This window comes from Photobacterium sp. DNB23_23_1, from assembly GCF_052873815.1.
The window spans coordinates 37018-55581 of the sequence record NZ_JBNNXT010000004.1 but is presented as its reverse complement, the minus strand read 5'-3'; the positions used below and the strand labels follow the sequence as shown (position 1 = coordinate 55581).

Annotated in this window: 14 protein-coding genes; 5 read left to right on the top strand and 9 right to left on the bottom strand. The window is 47.6% G+C overall.

Features of this window, described 5'->3' with window-relative positions; translation table 11 throughout:
* Nucleotides 1-12: 12 nt before the first annotated feature.
* From ACVA53_RS04110 to torT, 3 genes are all read right to left on the bottom strand, one after another.
* Entirely contained in the window at nucleotides 13-996 is a 984-nt protein-coding gene (locus tag ACVA53_RS04110; RefSeq protein ID WP_446504549.1) for a zinc-binding dehydrogenase, read from the bottom strand.
* A gap of 263 nt (nucleotides 997-1259) precedes the next feature.
* Nucleotides 1260-1718, bottom strand: a complete 459-nt coding sequence (locus ACVA53_RS04105) for a methylglyoxal synthase (RefSeq protein ID WP_255041757.1) — start codon at nucleotides 1716-1718, stop codon at nucleotides 1260-1262.
* 290 nt (nucleotides 1719-2008) lie between these two features.
* Nucleotides 2009-3079, bottom strand: coding sequence for a TMAO reductase system periplasmic protein TorT (torT, locus tag ACVA53_RS04100; protein ID WP_255041755.1), 1071 nt, complete (start codon nucleotides 3077-3079; stop codon nucleotides 2009-2011).
* A gap of 151 nt (nucleotides 3080-3230) precedes the next feature.
* Between torT and torS the strand changes: the two genes are divergently transcribed.
* Nucleotides 3231-6188 (top strand): TMAO reductase system sensor histidine kinase/response regulator TorS, encoded by a 2958-nt coding sequence (torS, locus tag ACVA53_RS04095; RefSeq protein ID WP_446504548.1) that lies wholly within the window; start codon nucleotides 3231-3233, stop codon nucleotides 6186-6188.
* Nucleotides 6189-6247: 59 nt separating this feature from the next.
* On the opposite strand, the gene ACVA53_RS04090 is transcribed toward torS, so the two are convergent.
* From ACVA53_RS04090 to ACVA53_RS04070, 5 genes are all read right to left on the bottom strand, one after another.
* Nucleotides 6248-7558, bottom strand: coding sequence for a rhodanese-like domain-containing protein (locus tag ACVA53_RS04090; RefSeq protein ID WP_446504547.1), 1311 nt, complete (start codon nucleotides 7556-7558; stop codon nucleotides 6248-6250).
* A gap of 84 nt (nucleotides 7559-7642) precedes the next feature.
* A complete protein-coding gene (locus ACVA53_RS04085; RefSeq protein ID WP_446504546.1) occupies nucleotides 7643-9178 on the bottom strand; it encodes a DEAD/DEAH box helicase in 1536 nt (511 codons plus the stop codon).
* 177 nt (nucleotides 9179-9355) lie between these two features.
* On the bottom strand, nucleotides 9356-10201 hold the full coding sequence (locus ACVA53_RS04080; protein ID WP_373689551.1) for a TPR end-of-group domain-containing protein: 846 nt from the start codon (nucleotides 10199-10201) through the stop codon (nucleotides 9356-9358).
* Between the two features lie 213 nt (nucleotides 10202-10414).
* On the bottom strand, nucleotides 10415-10570 hold the full coding sequence (locus ACVA53_RS04075; RefSeq protein ID WP_255041750.1) for a hypothetical protein: 156 nt from the start codon (nucleotides 10568-10570) through the stop codon (nucleotides 10415-10417).
* Nucleotides 10571-10727: 157 nt separating this feature from the next.
* On the bottom strand, nucleotides 10728-11219 hold the full coding sequence (locus ACVA53_RS04070) for an NUDIX hydrolase (protein ID WP_255041748.1): 492 nt from the start codon (nucleotides 11217-11219) through the stop codon (nucleotides 10728-10730).
* Nucleotides 11220-11362: 143 nt separating this feature from the next.
* Here ACVA53_RS04070 and ACVA53_RS04065 point away from each other — a divergent pair, with 143 nt between their 5' ends.
* Nucleotides 11363-11839 (top strand): RNA-binding S4 domain-containing protein, encoded by a 477-nt coding sequence (locus tag ACVA53_RS04065; protein ID WP_255041747.1) that lies wholly within the window; start codon nucleotides 11363-11365, stop codon nucleotides 11837-11839.
* An 84-nt stretch (nucleotides 11840-11923) separates the two neighbouring features.
* Here ACVA53_RS04065 and ACVA53_RS04060 read toward each other — a convergent pair whose 3' ends face one another.
* Nucleotides 11924-13651, bottom strand: coding sequence for a sigma 54-interacting transcriptional regulator (locus ACVA53_RS04060; RefSeq protein WP_255041746.1), 1728 nt, complete (start codon nucleotides 13649-13651; stop codon nucleotides 11924-11926).
* Between the two features lie 594 nt (nucleotides 13652-14245).
* On the opposite strand from ACVA53_RS04060, the gene ygeW reads away from it, so the two are divergent.
* From ygeW to ACVA53_RS04045, 3 genes are all read left to right on the top strand, one after another.
* Nucleotides 14246-15433, top strand: coding sequence for a knotted carbamoyltransferase YgeW (gene ygeW / locus ACVA53_RS04055; RefSeq protein ID WP_255041745.1), 1188 nt, complete (start codon nucleotides 14246-14248; stop codon nucleotides 15431-15433).
* A 188-nt stretch (nucleotides 15434-15621) separates the two neighbouring features.
* Complete coding sequence (gene dpaL / locus ACVA53_RS04050) at nucleotides 15622-16824, top strand: diaminopropionate ammonia-lyase (protein WP_255041744.1); 1203 nt, start codon at nucleotides 15622-15624, stop codon at nucleotides 16822-16824.
* A 205-nt stretch (nucleotides 16825-17029) separates the two neighbouring features.
* The gene (locus tag ACVA53_RS04045) at nucleotides 17030-18241 is read left to right on the top strand and encodes a YgeY family selenium metabolism-linked hydrolase (protein ID WP_255041743.1); all 1212 of its coding nucleotides are present in this window, start codon (nucleotides 17030-17032) and stop codon (nucleotides 18239-18241) included.
* Nucleotides 18242-18564: the final 323 nt, after the last annotated feature.

Here is an 18564-nt window from a genome sequence, read left to right as displayed (position 1 = left end):
ACAGCAAGGCTGTTATTCACTTACTTGCATCACAAGCTTACCGCTGTGTTGCTGCTCTTTAAGGTGCTTGAGAGCCTCGGGAAGCTGGTCGAACGCATAGATGTGCTCCACCATAGGATCGAGCCGTCCTTCACTCACTAAGTTCGCGAGCTGATTACCGATATCGGCAAGGTGCTGTATATGTTCGATTTGGCCGTGGGCGTAGGTGCCGTGAAGCGCGACCTCATGTAAGCTGAGTGCTTTGGTGGTGGCTAATAGAGGGATCTGATTGAACTGGTCGGCGATCATCACAATATGGCCGTTGTAGCGAACCAAGGCACTCATGGTGCTGCCAGACCTGGCCGATACGCAATCAATCACCCCGTGTACCAGTTTGTCCTCGGTGTATTCAATGAGCCGCATGGCGATATTTTCAGTTTGTGGGTCAATGACTTCATCAGCGCCATAAGAAAGAAGCCGTTGGTGGTGCTGGCTGTCGGCGATGGCATAAACGGTGGCGCCTAACTGTTTTGCCAGTTGGACCGCGAATCCACCCACGCCACCCCCAGCGCCGGTGATGGCAATGCTTTGGCCTGCTTCAAGCCGCAATTTGTCATGAATCGCAATCCAAGCTGAGTAGCCAGCACAAGGAAGAGCGGCGGCTTGAGTAAAGCTAATATCATCAGGCAACCGGCTAATTGCATAGGCTTTGGCTTTGGCGTATTGGGCGAAGCCACCGCCGTCGCGTGGATCGATAAACGTCATTACCCGATCGCCCGGTTGGAGGTGGTGAACATCAACGCCGACTTCGGTAACTGTACCGGCTATATCCAACCCGATAATTTGTGGGTAGTTCCAGGTCGCGTAGCCCCAATGGGCAAGCTTATAGTCGATAGGGTTTATACCAACAGCTTCAACCTGGATACAGACATCATCAGCTGATGGAGCTGGTGTCGAGGCCGTTGTCAGTACCAATTGGTCGATACCTTCCGGCTGGTTTAATTTCCATGCTTTCATTGGCCACCACTGTAATCTTTATTGTATTTTTTATCCTTTATTAACCATAAACCAAATTTTCGATTTTTGGCTGCCACGTCAGCGTTATACCAATCTGGATAAGTCGTTGATCAAGCATTTATGTTGGTTGGTATTAATGGGCGAGAGAAGAGTGCCAGCGCTCCAAACTTGTGATGGCGGTTGTTAAGAGGCAAATAAAGGCAATAAAAAACGCCTCTTGATCAAGAGGCGTTTGAAGAATATGTACGGTGTCGAGGTTAGTCTTAGCCTAGACGCTCGTTTAAGTAAGCTTCGTAATCTGGGATTTCGATTTCTACTTTTTCCGCCAATCTTGGTGATGAAATCATAAAGTTGGCACTGGCGCGGTTGGTGGCAACCGGAATGTTCCATACTGCAGAAATACGAAGCAGTGCTTTGACATCTGGATCATGCGGTACGGCATTGAGTGGATCCCAGAAGAAAATCATCATATCGATCTTGCCTTCGGAAATCAGTGCACCAAGCTGTTGGTCACCGCCCATCGGGCCGCTCAGCAAGCAGTTGACTTCAAGACCCGATTCACGCGCAATCATATGGCCGGTAGTGCCTGTGGCATACAAGACATGATTTTTTAATTTATCTTTGTGCTCACTGACCCAGCGCAGAAGGTGGGTTTTACAGTTGTCATGAGCGACAAGCGCGATATGCTTGGATTCTTCCATTGTTCGGGTTGTGACGTGCATCTACTACTCCACAGAGACAAAATTGATAACAGCTATCGGGCAAAGTGTATTGCTAGAGTGTGACAGCTGTGTGGTACTATCTTTCAGCCATATGTAATGGATTGCACTTGGTGTGAGAAAGCTTGTGCAACTCAATTTGAGGCATTGAGTATAAGTACCAGAGCTTGTAAGGGAAGTACAAATAAATCTTTTAAAATCATAGCTTCGATAACAGAAATCCAGAATCAGTGGCCAGCATCTGCTGGTATCTGAATAGAATTGCAGCAAACTGAATATTACTGAGATTGATATTACGGTGCCTCTACATGAAATACGGGACGAAATGCTGCAGGGGAAAGGGACTCGGCGATCACCTTACTGTCTAGGTTTTCTGGGGTCAGTAGAGCCAGGATCGGGGCGAGATCTTTTTTCAACGGTTTACCTTCAAGATACCTGACAGCTTGATCGACTGAAAGCATCGCCTGCTGGGCCATTTTGTCGGTTGGGGCGAAGAGGATCTTGCCGCGAAGCAGCCCACGGTATACCCCATGACTGAGGTAGGTCGATAGGATTTTGGTCTCTGTAGTTAAGTCTTTGGCCCGTAGTTCACTGATCGCCACTTCTGCTGATACGGCGCCACCGACGATGTAGTCGAAGTGTTGATCGGATGCCAGCAGTTGCTGGATCAAGTTACGTTGCAGCTCTTTGCTATGATCAGCCCACAACGTCGTGACAATATGGATATCGCTACTTTCAGTGGCATCATAAAAGCCTTGCACTACGGGCTTGGTGCCACCACGTTTCTGTGGGCCAGGAAGTAGGGCAACATTGACCATACCACTGCCACTGGGATGGCGGTTAGCTAAAAACTCACCGGTACGGTAGCCCATTTGATACCAATCCACTCCCACACGGGCGATAACGTTGTCACTGCTGTTTTGTTTGCTGGTATCGAGGTAGTTGATGGTGGCAAAAACCGGAATGTCATCAGTTAACTGGGTTAGCCTATTATCATAGGCTAGGCTATCAACAGTGCCCAAAATGATGGCGTCAGCTTGCCATTCTCGGCAGTCAGTAAGTTGGCTCTGTTGCTTTTCGAGGTTCGGATAACCACCTGCTTCGAGCACTTTAAGCTCAACACCCAGCTTTTTGGCATGCTCTACCATGCCATAATTCACGGACAACCAATAGGAATCCTTTAGGTGCGGGTATACGGCACAGAGCTTCCAAGGTTTGCGGGCTTTCTCTAACGGTTGGTATTGGATGTGTTTAGCTTGTTTGTCTGTCTCAAAAGAAGGGGGGTAGGCGATAACCTCCGCGGCATAGGCGGTTTGGCTGATACAGGCAATTGCCAGCAATGTCATCGCTATGGTCTTGATCATGTTGTAACCGTCAGGAAATAGGGCTATTTGGGTATATTTAGCTGGTATAATAGCATTTTTACTGTTTCCTGTTAGGTGTGCCTGCCTGTTCCCCATGTTGTGATGGTGGATTGAGCTGCAGACCTACTTATCTCTGCCACGGTTTATTTCTATGACCCTTACTCCCAGTAGCATTGGCCAGAAACTGCTGATTGCTTTTTCCATGATGGCTGGCTTGATGATTATTGCAGTGGTGATTGGTGTTGCCGGTTTTTCCCTGGTGGCTAAAACCGAGCGGACGGTGATCAATACTGCCGTTCCGGCCTTGGTTGAAGCCCGTCAATTATCAGATCTTAGTACTCGTATTATCTTTAATGCTCAGGTATTGGCGAAGTCGAAAGATGAAAAAGAGCGGGAGCAGCAGGGGAAGTCGTTGACCCTTCATATTCGCGCACTCAACAACAGCCTAAACTCCCTTGATCAATATGCGTTCGAGCCAGAGTTGATGACACAGCTAGAAACGGATGTGAAGAACATTGTCAATAACTTGGCCATGCTGGGGATGTTGGTCGGTAGAAAGCTGGAGCTAACTGATCAAGTGCGGACACTTAATGACACCATGACGGTGGCAACCAAACAGATCGATGAACTGTCCCAGTCACAAGTGTCCAATGCCAATACCATTGCCGTTGCGAATGTTTCCCGCATCTATGACTTGGTTGAAAGAGGTAACAAAGAGGCGGTGTTTAATGCCCTTGATAGCTTGGTTGAGGTGGATATGGATCTCAGTGAGCGTCTCTTTGAACTGCGTTTTCTGTCACTGCAGGTTATCAATATGCTTGATGACAGCGAGCAAGTAAGCACCATCAATGATCTGAACAAACTAAAGCAACGTTTTGAGTATGCGGTAAGTGTTATCCAGCAGCGGGTGAAATCGGTCGAAGACCCAAGCCGTTCTGAACAATTATTGGAGCAGGTAAAGGCGCTCAATAATGATGGTGAGTTCTTCGTGGCTATGGAAGCGTTAATCCATGCTCATCAGGATGTCGAGAGGATGGAGCAGCAAAACGTGGTGCTGTTCCAGCAGTTGAACCAAACGGTAGATGGTATTATCCAGGCGGCCAATGTCGGTACACAGAAGGCGGTGACCCAAGTTGACGAGACACTGACCATCGCAAGAAATAGTCTGATTGCTATTTCTGCTTTGGGGTTGGTGGCACTGGTGCTGATCATGTGGCGCTACGTGTATGCACGGGTGATCCGTCGAATCAATGATTACAGCAAGGCTCTGATGGCACTGGCACGGGGCGATTTGGAAATTCGTTTGACCATGCAAGGTGATGATGAGTTGGCGCTAATGGGACGCGCTATTATGGTTGCCCGCGATACCGCCTACGAACGACACCGGTTGGCACAGGTAGAATCTAAAATCCGCTATGAGCTGCAACAGCATAAAAACAGTCTTGAGCAATTAGTCGCAGAACGCACTAGCCAGTTGGAAAAAGCCAACGAGAAGCTTAACCAAGAGGTGTATAACCATGCTAAAGCCCGTTCTGAAGCGGAACAAGCCAACCGGGCGAAATCAGCATTCTTAGCCACGATGAGCCACGAGATCCGCACCCCGATGAATGGCGTGCTTGGAACGGCATCCTTGCTGGCTGATACTGGGTTGGATGATAAGCAGGCGGAATATTTGAAGGTGATTAACCGGAGCGGTGAAACCCTTCTCGATATCCTTAATGATGTACTGGATTATTCGAAAATCGAAGCGGGTCACTTGGATATCAGGCCTGCGAATTTCTCACTCCATACCTTGGTCAAGGATGTTTACAGCCTGTTTGCCGGACGAGCACAGGGTAAAAATATTCGATTACTGACAGAGATTGATGACAACGTCGCAGAATATTGGGTGGGGGATGCAACCCGTATTCGCCAAATTTTGGCAAACCTAGTGGGTAATGCCATCAAGTTTACCGAAGATGGCCAAGTAACAGTGCTGGTTTCGGCCTCTGCACACAACCTATCACGCCTGCATATTGAAGTGGAAGATACAGGTATGGGGATTCCACATAATGAACAGCAAGTGATATTTGATGCCTTCCAGCAGTCCAGCGAAGGCCGTCAGGCCGTTGGTGGGACAGGGCTAGGATTGGCCATCAGTAAGCGTATTGTTGAAGCCATGGGTGGAGAAATTGGTCTTAGTTCTGCGCCGGGTGAGGGGAGCTGTTTTTGGTTTACCTTAACGCTTGAGCCCGGGGAGCAAACAGAGAGCCAGAGGTTGAATATGGGGTCAAGCTTACCTGCGGCGAAGGTACTGCTGGTGGAAGATAATCCCATCAATAGTTTGGTTGCCGAAGGCTTCTTGCGACGTTTGGGTCATCAAACATTGATCGCGGAAAATGGTCACCAAGCAAAAGAGCTCTATGCTGAAAATGACTTTGATATTGTGTTATTGGATATCAACCTACCGGATACCGATGGGGTTACTCTTCTGGGAGATCTCAAGCAGCTGAAAGCAGCGAGTGATCGCGAAGGGGAGGGAAACAACACCCCGTTTGTCGCTTTTTCTGCCCATGTCTTCAATGAAGAAGTTGAACAATATTTGGCGGCGGGCTTTGCCGGATTCTTGCCAAAACCGCTGGTAGAGCACCAACTGGTCGATGTCCTGAAAAGTATTCTTGGTGGCGCAGAGAGAGTAGGAACCGCTGAAGTAGAGAATATTCAGGCAAGTGTTTCTCATCAAGAAGAGCAGAGCGAAAAGGTAATAATTAGTATGGATGAGCAAATACCGATATTGGATGAGTCTGTATTGGGAAGCGATCTTCAAGTCCTGGGCCAGGCAATGGTCGAGAAAATGATATCCCTGTTTGCAGAGTCGTCGAAAGAGACAATGGCGAAATTGCTTCCTGCGATGGAGAGCGGCGATCTGACTTCTGTATCCAGCTTATCCCACAACCTCAAAGGCGCGGCAGGCACCATGGGGCTGCGCCAGTTACATCAGATTTGCTTGGAGGTAGAGAAGTTAGCGAAGGAAGGTATTGTCGAGAAGGAGGCAGCCAAAGCGTTGGAGTCTATTCATCAGGAATCAATCAGAGTGCTGGCTGTGACTTTTGCTTCTGAGCAAAAGTAACGTTTGTCCCGTCCTGAGATAACCGATAGAAAAAAGGCTGCGATTTCGCAGCCTTTTTATTATTTTTCGCTGTAGAACGCTGATTTTGGTGCGTTGGGGATGTCACCGGTTTCGGTCGGGTTGCTAGGATCCCCGCTCCATTCAAACCAGCCACCATCATAGACACTGATGTCTTTCCACCCCATCACATGGGCGTAGAAAAAGACTTCTGACGCCCGCCAGCCTGTTCCGCAATAGAACGAGACGGTCTGCGATGCGTTGATCCCCCAATCCTTCCAGAACTGGGTCATGATACTTGGGCTCATCATGGTGTCATCTGGGTTGCGGAAGTCTTCCAGATGATAAGCATCCGAACCACCGTGGCCCCACTTAGAGCCTTTGATCCGGCCTTTGGGTTCGATGTAGCGGTAACCGCTGGTCTCACCGGTGTATTCCGCCCAACTTCGGATACTAACCAAAGATTGGTGCTGAGGATCAGCCAGAATGTCTCTGGCTTGCGGGACATCGACAATATATTGCGGGTTGGCCGGAATCGATCGGCCGAATTCTACCGGCTCGGCGCGGTTGCGTAGCGGTTGGGTCGATAGCCCTGCATTGACCCAAGACTGCCAGCCGCCATTGAGCAGGCGAACATCATCGACACCGGCGTACATCAACAAACTTGCGACGCGGGCTGCAGCGGTATTGTCGCGGCCATACAGGATCACTGTCGTATCGTGGGAAACCCCCAGCTCTCTGATAACGGCTTCCAGCTTTTTATTATCAACGCGGTTCCACCAAGGCTCAGACTCTATGGTGTTGGTATTGAGGTAAAGGGCTGAGGGAATATGGGCTGCTAGGTATTTCGTTGGCGGTCCCCATGCCACTTCGACGATTTTAAAGCCTTTGACTGGCGGGTGGATCACCTCCTCGTCATTAATCAGCTGATTAAGCCATTGCGCAGGTACGAGCTGCTGGTAGTTTTCTAGCGCAGTCAATTGCCTTGAATAGTTGGCAATGGATTGGTCGATTGACTTAATGTTTTTGCTGCCTAGGGCTTCAAGCTGAGACTGTAAAATGTCGGCTTTCTCAGGCTGACAGTAGAGGTATGTTGGCTTGGTAAGGTCAATGCCACGGTTTTCTAACTCGGCACGGACAACCTGAGGGCGGAGCGTTGATAGCCAGTCGGCATCGAAATTGATAGCGCCGGGGAAGTGGCCACCACGTGTTTGGTTGGCTTCAGGCCAGCCGTTATAGTGATTACTCGACCGACAATCGATGACTTGGAAGTCTTGGTTATTATCGGCGGCTAACTGGTCAAAAGTTGCCGCCATGAGTTGGGGACTGATAATTATGGCGGTGAAAAGTAGTGTCCACTTCATGAATTTCATATGAAATACCCGGCGTAAACAACAAAGCCAGCATTATATAATGCTGGCTAGGTATTTTATTGATATAAGTAACGTTTCAGCTGCTTAATTGGCTGGTGCTGCCGTATTTCTCGAGCGGCTCACATTATTACCATTAGGTTTACGGCTACGTTGGCCCGGCTTTTGGCCGCGTGGCTTTGCATCGCTGCTACGTGTATTTTTGCCATTGCCATTGCCATTGCCATTGCCATTGCCATTGCCATTGCCATTGCCATTGCCATTGCCATTGCCGCTGTCCTGACGTTTGCGCTGTGAGCCATTAGCATTGCGCGGCTTTCTGTCGCCTTGTGCTGACTGGCTACCTTTACGTGGGCCAGATGGACGTTTTGGCTTGCTGCGGCTGTCAGTGCGCTTTTCAGAATTGTTTTCTGATGACTCATCCACCTTTTTCGGTTTCTTAGGCTTTTTCGCTTTAAGCGGCTTGATTGCTAGTGATTTAGGCAGTGCAGCTGTTGGCTTGAAGCCCACCACATCTTTACGCTCAAGGTGTTTTTGAATCAGTTGCTCTATGGCATTCAGTTCTTTGACTTCTTCTGAACATACTAGAGAAACAGCATGACCGTTAGCACCAGCGCGGCCTGTACGGCCAATACGGTGAACATAATCCTCTGCAATATTCGGCAGGTCAAAATTCACAACTTGCGGTAACTGATCGATATCAATACCACGCGCGGCTATGTCCGTTGCAACCAAAATGCGAACTTCACCAGTTTTGAAATGTGCCAATGCTTTGGTACGTGCCCCTTGGCTCTTGTTGCCGTGAATCGCCGCTGCTGTGATATCACGCTCTTCAAGGTATTTTGCCAATCGGTTAGCACCATGCTTGGTACGAGTGAAGACAAGCGCCTGTTGCCACTTTTTCTCTTGGATAAGCTTGGTCAGTAGGGCGGGTTTTTTCTTTTTATCCGTTGGATAAATCCATTGCTCTACGGTTGTTGCCGTGCTGTTGCGCGGGGTCACCGAAATCTCAACCGGGTTGTTGGTCAGATCACGAGCCAATTCACGAATTTCTTCAGAGAAGGTGGCAGAGAACAGTAAGTTCTGGCGTTTAGCAGGTAGCTTCGCCAGAATTTTTTTGATGTCACGGATAAAGCCCATATCCAGCATACGGTCGGCTTCGTCCAGTACCAGAACTTCAAGTTGGTTGAACTTAACGGCGTTCTGACCCATAAGATCCAGCAAGCGGCCAGGAGTCGCAACCAATACGTCAGCGCCTTGGCGCATGCGCATCATCTGAGGATTAATTTTCACACCACCGAAAACAACGGCAGAGCTCAGTGGTAGATGCTTCGAGTAAGTCGCTACATTTTCGCCCACCTGAGCGGCAAGCTCGCGGGTTGGGGTCAGTACCAGTGCGCGCACTTGGTTTGCACGTACTACAGGGCCTTTAGACAAAAGCTCGAGAATTGGCAGGGTGAAACCTGCAGTTTTACCTGTTCCTGTCTGTGCAGCAGCCATGACGTCACGGCCTTCCAATACCGCAGGGATAGCCTGAGCTTGGATAGGAGACGGGGTTTCATAGCCTTGGTTGGCAACAGCTTCAAGGATTGGGGTACAAAGGCCCAAAGAGGCAAAACTCATAGATAATTCTCATTCGGAAGAAAAGTTTGATCTGCCTCACATAGGCAGCAAGCCGGCTAGCTTACAGCAGGATCGAGAAAAGTCCTAATTCTATGCGTTTGAAGTTTGCGGCAATAGTCTCAATATGTTGCTGCCTTAATACAGTATCGTCATGTTGCCGATACAGTTTGTGTGCTGTCAGTTCTCAATGGGCGCAATAAGAAGCTCAAACCGTTCGTTGCCACGCAGGGATTCAAAATCTTTTTCTTCGGCGGCTAATTCTCGCAACGACGCACTGTCAGTCACGGCTTTCTCCAAATCATCCATTGCTAATTCTTCTGAGCCGAGGCAGGCGTATGCACATGCGCGTTGGTAGAGGGCGTGGGCATTATGAGGATCAAGTTCCAGTACTCGGTTACATAGGCTAAGCCCCCAATGAAACTCGCGGATTTCGATGATGGCATCAGCTTTATAGATCAAGGCTTCCAAGTCACCAGGGCGAATCTTTAATATATCGTCATACACTTCGATTTTTTGCTCAGGGGTCTGTAGCCCCTGCGAGCGTAGCCACAGATTGTGGATCTCATTGATGGTTTCAATCTCTTTGTTGTTTTGCGCAATGATTCGAGTTTTGCGTTTGAGATCTTGTTCGAGGCGCTGGAATTTCTTTTCGTATTGTTGGGCGATAGATTGAAGCTGTTGGTCTGCAGCCTTCTTGGTGTTGTCACGAAGTTCACGTAGTGATTGCCAGCCAACGAAAGCAAACAGCGAAGCGGCACCGGCGATGAGATAGAAGAAGTAGGTAACGGTGACGTTGGCATAATTCATTGATTTATCGGCAACGGCCAGTTCTCGGTCGGTGATCTCAATGACCATGCGGCGCTCGAGATCTTGCTGATCAGTACGAAGGGATTTCAGTTCATCAAGGACATACCTTTCCATTAAGGGGCGTTCCAGTATTTTATCTTCTGCTTGTTGCATCTCGGCATTGGCAGAGGCCGATAGAGCAAAGGCGACGAATAAGAGGAGATAACGTAAGAACATAGGAACTTCCTTGAACAAAAAATACTTTAAGGAATAGTAGTCTAAAGGAATGTGATTTTGATGGGAAATGGATGTAAGAGAATAGCGCTGACGGCCTGAGTATGTTGATTGCTTACTAACAACGAGGCACAGGAAGAAATTGGTTGGCGGCCAAAACCTTGGTTACCACCAGCGCTGGAGAGACGTCGAATTAGGATTGCTTTGGCAGTTAAATTATTCTACCAAACCACCTTCTTGTTGTACTGAGGCCAACATGGCTTTGCGCTTCAGCTCTTTGTCGGCTTCTTGCTGGCAATGCACGTTGTTGGCTTCTTCGAAGCTGGTTTCTGTATTGTTTGAAAAAACATAATCTTTATTAAAAGTCAGCATGACGTTTTACCCTCAAGTCATCATGTTGTTTACGGCTTACATCCTGTCTCTATTTGGTTAAAAAACCATCATCCCTGATTAATTATTTTGGGGAGGAGGAAAAAGGCGTAGTTCACACTTTTTTCATCCTCGTAGGCGTAGAACGACCTAAAGGTCGCTATTCTATACCTAAAAGTCTAAGTGCGCTTCTGGCTGAGTCGAAGGCAAAATTAATCGGAACAATGTCATCGCGCTTGACCCAGCGTATTGCAGCAACATCATCATTTGCTTGCATTGTGGGTTTATTCTCAAGTGTTATGTGATAGAAGGCATCGCAGGTTTTGTATTCGATGTCTCGGTAAACATAAGTATTAGGTGCCGAACCAATGTAGTGAACCTCGCTAGGTTGAAAGCCGAGCTCTTCTTGCAGCTCCCGGTACAATGCTTGCTCCAAAGATTCATCATAATCAACAAAGCCGCCGGGAAAATCGAGCATACCTTTGCAAGGCTCGCGGCCTCGTTCTGCCACTAATATTTCGTCCTCAAAGCAGATAACGGCCAGTATTGCTGATGCGGTATTGTGAAAATAGATAAATTGGCAGTGTTCACAGCGAAAAGCTTTGTCGTCAGTGCGTGCTAGTGAAGCTTGTCCGCAAGAAGGACAGTACATGTGGCTTCCTTTAGAAAAGTTAGCTGAAAAGACAAGCGGCGAGAATAACGTAGCTAACCCGTGAATGCCAAGCCGGAATAGGTTAAAATTCAGTAAGAACGTCAGCGTGAGCTGAATAATTGAAGTCACCACTGGTTGAAAAAATGTCTGAAGAACACGAAGAATATGAAGTTGAAGCCCTTGGCGTTGAGGTGAGTGCTCAGCCTATTGAGCTTTATAAGGTGTTGAAAATTGCCAATGCAGTAAGTGGTGGCGGTGAAGCAAAATTTGCTATTTCCGAAGGCTATGTGGCTGTTAACGGTGAGTTGGAGCAGCGTAAGCGCCGCAAGGTATACGATGGTGACGTGGTTGAATTCAATAACGAGTTTTATTTGGTTCTTTGCGATCAGCCTGTGACCGAAGTGGCCGAAAGGCCGAAGAAGGAAACTGAACCTAAGGCAGCCTCACACGCTAAGCCAGGCTCAAAAGCGACAAAAAGCAAAGAGCAGGGCACTAAAGCTAAAGGTTCTCGCAACCAAGCAGCGAAGGCTAATAAAGGCCGTAGAGGTAATGTGGCAAAAGAGACTAAAGCCAAAGGGCCCGCGGATAAAGCGACGGGCCGTAAGCCAATCAGCTTTTAAGTCCCAGCGAGAACGATGTCAACTAATACGAAAAGGGCCGCATTTGTTGCGGCCCTTTTTAGTCATCAGAAAGCTGGATGGTTGTTATGCCGGGCGGTGGTTACTGAGCCCGAATTTCTTGATTTTACGGTATAAGGTCGCAATACCGATCCCTAGTTCATCTGCCACCATCTTGCGGTTGCCCAGTCGGAATATCGCCTCTTCGATACGTATCTTTTCCATCTCTTCCAAACTCATTGAGCAATCGTCACTCAAGACTTCCTGTGTGATGGCGCACTCAGGTGTTTGTTCAAAGTAAGGAGGAAGTAAATCGACGTCGATCTGGTCGCCTTCAGGTACAACATTGACAAGATACTCCACTAAGTTGCTTAGTTCTCGCACGTTACCCGGCCAGTGGTAGGCATTGAGACGACACATGGCCTCGGCACTGATCCCCGGATACGTCACACCGATTTTTTGGGTGTGGTGCTCAAGGAAGTAATTAATCAATAGCGCAATATCCCCTTCACGCTCCTTGAGTGGTGGTAAATTAATGGGGATCACGTTTAGGCGGTAGTAGAGATCCTCACGGAATTTATTGGTCGCAATCATTTCCTGAAAATTCCGGTTGGTGGCCGAAATAATACGGATGTCCACCGGCACGGCTTTGTTTGAGCCGATTGGCATCACTTCTCGTTCTTCCAGTACCCGCAACAGTTTGGCCTGCAGGGTCATCGACATATCACCAATTTCATCAAGGAACAGAGTCCCCTTGTTGGCAGCTTGGATCAGACCGGTTTTACCTTTGCTCGAAGCACCCGTAAAGGCCCCTTTTACATAACCAAACAGTTCGCTTTCCAATAGTTGGTCGGGGATGGCTGCACAGTTGATGGCAATGAACGGGGATGGGCTGCGATCGCTGAGGTTATGCACCGCATTGGCGATCACTTCCTTACCGGTACCGCTTTCACCGTTGATCAATACGCTTGAAGGACTGTTGGCAATCCGGGTAAGCAACTTTTTCAATTGGCGCATCTTGGTACACTCACCAATGACCGTGGCGAATTGTGGTTCGTGATCGGGGATCATCAATGTGCTATTTGGCTGGTGGTAAGCCATGAGGAAAAGTTGATGGCCGTGGGTGTTGTAAAACTGCCCAACCAATAACTCCTGCCGACCTCCCAGTGAAATAATATGCTGCTGATGACCTTTCATTTCATTGTTATGAAGAGAAAGCGGTTGAATATTTATTTCAAGGCTATGCAACACTTCTTTTGTAATATTTAAGTTGGTCAGTGCATGCTGATTACCGTATTTAACTCGGTTGTTTTCATCGAGAATTAATACGCCCTGGTCCATGTTTTCAATAAGATTGGTAAACACTTCATCGAGACCTTCACTATTATTATTTTTCTCGACAACCTTAGACACCACTATTTGAGCAATATGTTTGATGTAATCGGAGAAAAGCTGAACATTATCTTTGATTCGTTCGCGAGATTCTTCGGTAAATGCCACCAAGCTGATCACACCCAAACAACGATCTTCAATCATGATTGGTACACCCAAAAAGGCCATTTCACGACATCCGTTTTTGTTGGTACAGCCTTCACATAGAGGGTCGGTACGTGACTTGACGACAACTTTTTCCTCATGTGTTTCAAGAATATATCTGAATATCCTTGAGCTGGTATTTTGCTTTTTTCCAAAAAACTTACTATACGGACCAGTGCCTGCAATTCGTACCAAATCGGCATCTACCACTTCGGCATCGATTTTCAACACCGCCGACAGCATCTGCGTGAAACGGAGGATCGTTGGTTGTAATTGCATTAATTCTGATGGTCTTGGTGTGTTAAGCATATTGACTGGCTTATTTCTTTAATGACCGAGCTAACATAAAGAAAAACCTTATCATGCTGTTTGATATGTATCAGGGTTTTTCAAATGAACATTTTGAAAAGAAATATTTTGCAAGCAATGTCACACGGGAATATCAATATGATAATCCCCCTTTTTTATCACTATCATTTTGGTCTAAAGGTATGATACCTCGGTGATAGCGTACTTATAACAACGTGTCTTATCATGGCTTAAAAAAAATAACATGAAGAGTTAAACCCTTTATGAATGCGGTCTGTAGACGAGAGATGATAATTTATTTACCGTAAAACGTTTTTTGGCACAGTTATTGATTGTTAGTTCATTAAGTACGAAATCAACTCATTTTGTTAACCCTTAATTTAAGCCTGAAGATTAATAGACATTATACCTTTTTCTTGCAATCTCAATGTTTTAAATAAAAAACCAAAGAATGACTGCTGATTGAGCAATGCTAGCTAAAGGCTGTCATAACCCATTAAGTCGCTGGCTAGTGATGTAATGTGCTGCCAGGGAAGAATAACAATTGAAACCGGGATGAAAATCATGAAGAGCATCAACGAACTGATCAAGGAAATTAACGAGCTAAAATCTGAACTACACGACAAAGATTTCTTGTTGACGTGGGAGCAAACCCCGGAAGAGCTTGAACGTGTATTGAAAACGGCCCAAGCTCTAAAAGCGATGCGTCAGGAAAATATTGCCACTAACGTGTTTAATAATGGCCTCGGAATTTCCCTGTTCCGCGATAACTCAACACGTACCCGTTTCTCATATGCTTCAGCTATCAACATGCTAGGCCTTGCTCAGCAGGATTTGGATGAGGGCAAATCTCAAATCGCTCACGGCGAAACGGTCCGTGAAACGGCCAACATGATCTCTTTCTGTGCTGATGCTATCGGGATCCGTGATGACATGTACTTAGGTGCGGGTAATGCCTACATGCGTGAAGTCGGTGCAGCACTGGATGACGGTGTGAAGGAAGGTGTGCTACCTCATCGTCCTGCCTTGGTTAACCTACAGTGTGATATCGACCACCCAACCCAGTCTATGGCTGACCTGGCATGGCTGGAAGAACACTTCGGTGGCTTGGATAAGCTGAAAGGCAAGAAAATTGCCATGACTTGGGCTTACTCGCCAAGCTACGGTAAACCACTGTCAGTGCCTCAGGGCATCATCGGTCTGATGACCCGTTTTGGTATGGATGTGACACTGGCTCACCCTGAAGGCTATGACCTGATCCCTGAAGTGGTTGAAGAAGCGCGTAAGAATGCTGAAGCCTCTGGCGGTAGTTTTACTCAAGTTGCCAGCATGGAAGAAGCATTCGAAGGTGCCGACATCGTGTATCCAAAATCTTGGGCGCCTTACCAGGTCATGGGCCGTCGAACCGAACTGCTACGTGCTAACGATCATGACGGCCTGAAAGTGCTAGAGCAAGAATGTCTGGCACAGAATGCCAATCACAAAGATTGGCACTGCACCGAAGAAATGATGAAGCTGACCAAAGCAGGCGAAGCGTTATACATGCACTGCTTACCAGCTGATATCACGGGCGTGTCTTGTGAGGAAGGCGAAGTGGAAGAGTCGGTATTTGAGAAATACCGTATTGCGACATACAAGGAAGCCAGCTGGAAGCCATATGTGATTGCGGCAATGATCTTGAACCGTAAATACCAGGAGCCAGGACTTATTCTGCAAGAGCTGCTGGACGATGCGAAGAAGCGTGTTAAATAACGTTGTCGCGTTACTCACTTTCACCTGCCATGACGATACTTTTTGGTGTTAGCAGGGCAGGGTGAACCTAGTCGATCTATCTGTATCTTTATGCTTGGGTCATGCTAGCCCACTAGCGGGGGGAACTGCCCTTGGGATATTTGTTACCCCCCGCATTTTTCTTTCTCTTATTTTTACGAGGTCTGGTCGTGTCTACTTTCACTCTAAAAATGGAGATCGCCGATAACCGCCACTATAACGGTCAGCTTTCTCCATTATTTACTGCCGCCGAGGCTGAAAAAGCCCGTGCCTTCCACCAAGCTGTGGAGGGTTACCAACCGACACCATTACATTCACTCGACTGTCTGGCCAAAGCAATCGGTGTTGGAAAAATCCTAGTCAAAGATGAAGCCTACCGCTTCAATTTGAATGCTTTCAAAATGCTGGGGGGCGCGTATGCGATTGCCCGCCTGCTGTGTGATGAGTTCAATCTCGATATCAATGCCTTTGATTTCGACAAGCTGAAAAACGACATCACAGAAAAAATGACGTTCGCAACTGCAACCGATGGTAACCATGGTCGTGGTGTTGCGTGGGCTGCTGATAAGCTCGGTCAGAATGCCGTGGTGTACATGCCAAAAGGCGCGGCTGATGAGCGTGTGAAGAATATTCGTGCCTTGGGTGCCGAATGTATTGTCACCGATATGAACTATGACGATACCGTGCGCCTTGCCATTAAAACCGCTGATGAAAACGGTTGGAAAGTGGTGCAAGACACAGCATGGGAAGGGTATACCGAAATTCCTACCTGGATCATGCAGGGCTACACCACCATGGCGGCAGAAGCCGTTGATCAAATGAAAGCCATGGCTGTTGAACGTCCGACTCACGTTTTCCTTCAAGCTGGCGTTGGTGCGATGGCCGGTGGCGTGCTTGGCTATCTGTGTGACCAGTACGGACCTGATCAATTGCACTCTGTCGTCGTTGAACCTGATCAGGCTGACTGTATCTACCGTTCTGGCATTAGCGAAAAAGGCGAAATGATCAATGTCGATGGCGATCTTGCCACCATCATGGTCGGCTTGGCCTGCGGTGAGCCAAACCCTATTGGCTGGCCAGTGCTTCGCGATTGCTCTACCCAGTTTGTTTCCTGCCAAGACAGTGTTGCGGCTCTCGGTATGCGTGTGCTGGGCAACCCGCAAGGCAGTGACCCAAGGGTTGTTTCTGGTGAATCCGGTGCCGTTGGTGCAGGTTTGCTTGCCGCGGTGCACTTCCATCCAGAGAAAGAAAAACTGATGGAAAAACTGGGTCTGAACAAACACTCAGTGGTATTGCTGATTAGCACCGAAGGGGATACTGACCCAGTCCATTACCGTGAAGTAGTGTGGGGCGGTAAACACCAAACCATTTAAGTATTTAGTTTTGCTAGTTAGCACAATGTGTGTTTTGAGAGTGCTTGCCCTTGTCCTAACTAGCGTTACTACATGCCAAAAATAATTAGCTCAAAACCAAAAATTTTAAATTTTGCGCCGTGTTAGCGTCATCAATAAGGCAGGGTGCCGTGAAAATCGATCATACCGGGTGTGATGACCACCGCTCGGTTCAAGGAGAATTATAATGAACATCCCATTCGCCCAAGTACTGGATAAAGCCCAAGAATACAAAGCGGATATGACCCGCTTCCTACGTGACATGATTGCTATTCCGAGTGAAAGTTGTGACGAAGAAAAAGTAGTACTGCGCATTAAAGAAGAAATGGAAAAAGTCGGTTTTGACAAAGTAGAAATCGACCCAATGGGCAACGTACTGGGTTGGATTGGTCACGGTCCTCATCTTATTGCGATGGATGCACACATAGATACCGTGGGTGTCGGTAACATGGATAACTGGGACTTTGACCCATACGAAGGTATGGAAGATGACGAAGTGATCGGTGGTCGTGGTGCGTCGGACCAAGAAGGCGGTATGGCGTCTATGGTTTACGCCGGTAAGATAATTAAAGATCTTGGTCTGGAAGATGAGTACACCTTGCTTGTTACCGGTACAGTACAAGAAGAAGACTGTGACGGCCTTTGCTGGCAGTACATTATTCAAGAAAGCAATATCCGTCCTGAGTTCGTGGTATCCACTGAGCCAACAGATTGCCAGATTTACCGTGGTCAGCGTGGCCGTATGGAAATCCGTGTTGAGGTTGCAGGTGTGAGCTGTCATGGCTCTGCGCCAGAGCGTGGTGACAACGCCATCTTCAAAATGGGCCATATGCTAAGCGATATCGAGACCCTGTCTGCCAATCTTGGTGATGACTCATTCCTAGGCAAAGGCACACTGACCGTTTCAGAAGTGTTCTTCACGTCGCCAAGCCGTTGTGCGGTAGCCGATAGCTGTGCTGTTTCCATTGACCGCCGTTTAACTTGGGGTGAAACATGGGAAGGCGCAATCAAGGAAATTGAAGAGCTAGAATCCGTTAAGAAGTTTGGCGGTAAAGTGACTATGTATGACTACGACCGCCCAGCCTACACTGGTTTGGTTTACCCAACTGAGTGTTACTTCCCTGCTTGGGTTATCGATGAAAAGCATGTCGCAACTAAAACATTAGAAGCCTCTTACGAACTTCTGTTCGACAAGAAACCAACCGTTGATAAGTGGACTTTCTCTACCAATGGCGTTTCTATCATGGGCCGCTACGGTATCCCTGTCATCGGCTTTGGCCCAGGTAAAGAGCCAGAAGCTCACGCGCCAAACGAGAAGACTTGGAAAGACCACCTAGTGACTTGTGCAGCGATGTACGCTGTTATCCCGCAGATGTATTTGAAAGAGTTAAAGAAGTAAGTATTGCAATGACAGGGCACTAATATAAGGCCCTGCTCATTCACCCTTTCCGTCCTGGGGGCGCCGACTGCTCTGCCTAACGTTGGCCACATATCCCCCCCAGGATGGATTTCTTGTTTATAGCTGTTTCTTTTGTCCATTAATTCGAGTTGAAGATCTTATACCAACCTAAATAAGTATTTGATCCGTTTTACTGGTTAAAATCGCTGCAATCTCTGCCTTGGTAACAACCATTTTTCCTGCGTAATACATAGATCAATTACTTATCCAGATTGGTATTAATGGGCAAAATAAATAGTTAGTGAAAATAAACCCCTCGAATG